The sequence below is a fragment of the Serratia sp. (in: enterobacteria) genome (assembly GCF_046715635.1).
GTDB lineage: Bacteria > Pseudomonadota > Gammaproteobacteria > Enterobacterales > Enterobacteriaceae > Chania.
This window is the reverse complement of record NZ_JBKJYW010000367.1, coordinates 1-4,197: the sequence shown is the minus strand read 5'-3', so window position 1 is coordinate 4,197 and position 4,197 is coordinate 1. Positions and strand designations below refer to the sequence as shown.

Sequence of the window (4,197 nt, the reverse complement as noted above, 5' to 3'; positions counted from 1 at the left end):
CAACAACGGATGGACTACAAACCGGCGCAGCTCTCCGGTGGGCAGCAGCAGCGCGTCAGTATTGCCCGGGCGTTGATGAACGGGGCGGAAATTATTCTGGCCGATGAACCCACCGGTGCGCTCGATCGCACCAGTGGCCAGGAGCTGATGGGGATCTTGCATTCCCTGCACCGTTCGGGACATACCATCATTATCGTCACCCACGACCGGGACGTGGCCAATCAGGCGCAGCGCATTATCGAAATCAGCGACGGCGAAATCGTGGCCGATAAGCAAAATGAAGCGGTAGTCCCCCAGGAGTCCAAACCTGCGCCACCGGTTGCTGCCGCCACCGGGCGCAACCCGTTCTGGCCGAGCGTGCAAGAGGCGGTCAAGATGGCCTGGCGTGCGCTGCTGGGGCATCGAGCAAGGGCCTTTTTGTCGATGTTAGGCATCATTATCGGCGTTTCTTCCGTGGTGTCCTCTATGGCGGTAGGTGAGGGCGCTCGGCAAAATATTCTTAGTGAGATCGGCCGACTGGGCACCAGTACGCTGGAGATCCGCCCTGGATTGGGCTGGGGGAAACCGCGGCCAGATCTGGCCCGTGCACTTAAGGTTGCCGATGTGGAGCTGCTGGCTCGTCAGCCTTATGTCGATAGCGTTTCGCCCGTAGTCAGCAATACGATCACCGCGGTTCGCGGAGGTAAACAAGGGATGGTGTCGATCTCCGGCATCAGTAATGCCTATTTTCGTGTGCAGGGCCTGCATTTCGTCTCCGGCAACGGGTTTATCCAGCGCGATCTGGACGAGCGTGAGCCGGTGGTGATTATCGACCCGGAACTACGCGACACGCTGTTTGAAGCGGATGAAAAGCCAGAAGGGGAAATCGTCCAGCTTGGCGGTACGCCTTACCGGGTGATCGGCGTTGCCGAGCGTAAAGGGGGCAAATACAGCGGCATGATGCTGGGCGCCTGGATGCCCTATACCGCACTGCTGGAACGCATGTCCGGCAATATGCCGATCGAGTCGATTACCTTGCGCGTACGTGATGGCGCCTCACTGCATGAGGTGCAAGGTCGCGTGGAGCAGTTGCTGGAGCAGGCGCATGGCCAGCGTGACTTTTTCACCCAGACTAATGACCAAATGACACAGGCCATCCGCAAGGCGTCGGATTCGATGAATCTGCTGATCACCGCTATTGCCGGGATTTCACTGCTGGTGGGGGGGGTTGGCGTGATGAACATCATGCTGGTTTCGGTCACCGAGCGTACCCACGAGATCGGCATCCGTCTTTCGGTCGGCGCGCGGCCTGCGGACATCATGCGCCAGTTTCTGATTGAAGCGATGGTGATTTGCTCGCTGGGCGGGCTGATCGGCATTATTGGCTCGGGGTTGGCCGGGGTGATCTTCTCGTGGGTAACCAAAGAGTTCACCATGATCTTTACCTGGCCGCCATTGGTGATGGCCTGTGGGTTTTCGGCGTTGATCGGCCTGGGCTTTGGTTTTTTCCCTGCGCGCAACGCGGCGCGTCTGCATCCAACGGAGGCACTGGCACGCGAATGATGAAGAGCAAATTCCCTCTAATACTGTTGCCCCTGCTGCTGAGTGGCTGTGGTTCCTTGACGAAAAGCGACTATCAGCGGCCGATGTTGTCAGTGCCTGCCGAGTGGCGGGTACAGGAGACCGGTTCTGGTTATCTGCAGCATAGTGGACGCTGGTGGGATAGCTTCGACGATCCGCAGCTCTCCATGCTGATCGGACGCGCGCTGACCAGCAACAACGATCTGGCCATTGCTGGCATACAGCTGCAGCAGGCCCGGTTGGCGGCTGGGTTAACCGATACCAATTTAACGCCAGACGTTTCGGTGGCTGGCAGCGCCAACAACAGCAAAAACCTGCGTAGCAATACCACCCCGACGGAGTCTTACAGCACCACGTTGTCACTGAGCTACGAGTTGGATCTTTGGGGGAAATTGGCACGCGCCAGAGAACAGGCACAGTGGCAGGCTGAAGCCACAGAGCAAGATCGGCAAAACACCGCGCTGACGCTGATAGGCAATACGGCGCAGTATTATTGGCAGATCGCCAACCTCAACCAGAAGATAAAACAGCAGCAGGCGGGTCTGGAAATTGGTCAGCAGACGCTGGCTCTGGTGCAGTCACGCTATGCTTCCGGTGCCGCCGGGCAGCTCGATCTGTTACAGGCGCAACAGTCGCTGCTCAATCGTGAGAACACCTACCGCACGCTGCAACAGCAACGGGAAGAGAGCCGTAATGCGCTGGCAATCCTGTTTAACCGTTCGCCCACCGATCGTCAGGCAGAACGCAGCTCTTTAGACATCAATCAGGATGTGCCGATTGCCAAGGTGCTGCCAGTTGAGGTCATTGCCCGTCGGCCAGACGTGAAAGCGGCGGAAGGGCGCCTGCGCGCAGCCCTGGCAGGTTCGGACGTGCAGCGTTTAAGCTTTTATCCATCGCTGTCACTGGCGGCCTCACTCGGTTCCGCCAGCAGCATTTTCTCCCAATGGTTCAGCAATCCTGTCAGGACGCTGGGAGCTAACGCTGCGCTGCCGTTTGTGCAGTGGAACACGGTGCAATTGACCATTGAGAAGTCGGATTTGGACGTCAAACAGGCGGCGATTGTCTTTCGCAGCCAGGTCTACAACGCGCTTTCCGACGTGGATAACGCCATGTCGCAACGCCTTAGCTATCAGCAGCAAAAAATCAATCAGCAACAGAATCTGCAGCTTAGCCAGCAGCGCCTGGTATTGGCCAGAAGCCAATACCAGGCAGGGGCCGTCTCTTTCCAGAGCCTATTGGATGCTGAGGACGATCTGCTGACCATCGAAACCAATTTGTCAGATCTGCAGTACAACTACCTCAATGCCACTATGAAGCTGTGGTTGGCGTTGGGCGGCGGTGTGGAACAAGACAGTGATATAACAGGATGAGATCATGAATAAAGAGGCTTTGTCACGTCGCGTGGTGGTTACAGGCTTTGGTGCGGTCACCCCATTGGGGATGAATGCCGAGCAGAGCTGGGCGGCAATTATGGATTATCAACTGGGCTATCGCTATTTCGATCGGTCCGCCGTGGGGATCCAGTCGCGTTTCTTTGGGGTGATCGACGATGAACCCAGCCTGAAAGGCGTTCCTGCGGCGATCCGTCGCCGCCTGCCACGTTTTGCCCGTCTGGCGTTGGGAGCGGCCCGCGAAGCGATGGAGATGGCCTTCCACGGGGAAAGCCCGGCGGCCTATTACGATCTGCTGGAGTGCGGCACCATCATCGGCAGCGGCTGGGCGGGTCAGGATGAAACCCATATTAATTACGAAGGTTATCTGCGCACGGGGTTAGGCTCACCGTTTGGCTGTTTCCTGTCTATGCCGAATGCGGCAACGGCGGCCTGTAGCCTGTACTGGGGCCTGCGCGGTTATCAAAATAGCCCCATTGCCGCCTGTGCCACCGGGACGATCGCCATCGGCGATGCGTTTGAGGTGATCCGCAGTGGCCGTGCCTCGATGATGCTGGCTGGGGCAGGTGAGTCGCTGTGTACCGATGCCGCCGTGTGGAATATCGATATCCTGCGCGCCTTGGCGAGTGAGCAGGATGATGCCAGCAAGGCCTGCTGTCCATTCAGCCTTGACCGTAACGGCTTTGTCCTTTCTGAAGGTGCTGCCGTGTTGTGCCTGGAAGAGCGCGAAGCCGCATTGGCGCGTGGCGCAACGATCCTGGGGGAAATCAAGGGCTACGGCAATTACTCGGATGCCTTCGACTTTACCGCCCCCGCGGAAGACAAGATTGCCCGGGTAAAAACCATCCAGCACGCACTGCGGCAGGCCGGAGTGATGGCGGAGGAGATTGACTATATCAATGCGCATGGCACCTCTACGCCCCTCAACGATCTGAATGAAACCCAGGCGATCAAACTGGCCTTCGGCGAGGCGGCCTACAGCACGCCGCTCTCCAGCACCAAGTCTTACTCCGGGCATCTGATTGCGGCGGCAGGCAGTTTTGAATCCATTATCTGCCTGCAAGCGTTGCAGCATCAGCTGATGCCAGCTACCTGCCACCTGAAAAATGCCGATCCGGAGTGCGATCTGGACTACATCAGCGAAGGGCACCGCCCGGCCCGGTTACAGAACATCTTGAATCTGAGCTTCGGCTTCGGCGGCGCTAACGCGGCGTTGGTTATCGGGCAGGCATGAGCATGATCCTCA

At 58.2% G+C, this 4,197-nt stretch carries 3 protein-coding genes; all 3 read left to right on the top strand.

All coding sequences use genetic code 11. From position 1 onward, the window contains the following. On the top strand, positions 1 to 1,542 hold a 1,542-nt coding region (locus ACLQ7H_RS19230), incomplete at its 5' end, for an ABC transporter permease (RefSeq protein ID WP_411754047.1). Further along, positions 1,542 to 2,930 carry an efflux transporter outer membrane subunit gene (locus ACLQ7H_RS19225; RefSeq protein WP_411754048.1) on the top strand — a complete coding sequence of 463 codons (1,389 nt, stop codon included), beginning with the start codon at positions 1,542 to 1,544 and terminating at the stop codon, positions 2,928 to 2,930. The genes ACLQ7H_RS19230 and ACLQ7H_RS19225, both read left to right, overlap by 1 nt. A 4-nt stretch (positions 2,931 to 2,934) precedes the next feature. Further along, positions 2,935 to 4,185 carry a beta-ketoacyl-[acyl-carrier-protein] synthase family protein gene (locus ACLQ7H_RS19220; protein ID WP_411754046.1) on the top strand — a complete coding sequence of 417 codons (1,251 nt, stop codon included), beginning with the start codon at positions 2,935 to 2,937 and terminating at the stop codon, positions 4,183 to 4,185. Positions 4,186 to 4,197: the final 12 nt, after the last annotated feature.

Excerpts from the sequence above, each read along its gene's own strand:
- ACLQ7H_RS19225 (WP_411754048.1), top strand. The coding sequence starts at position 1,542 with ATGAAGAGCAAATTCCCTCTAATACTGTTGCCCCTGCTGCTGAGTGGC.
- ACLQ7H_RS19220 (WP_411754046.1), top strand. The coding sequence starts at position 2,935 with ATGAATAAAGAGGCTTTGTCACGTCGCGTGGTGGTTACAGGCTTTGGT.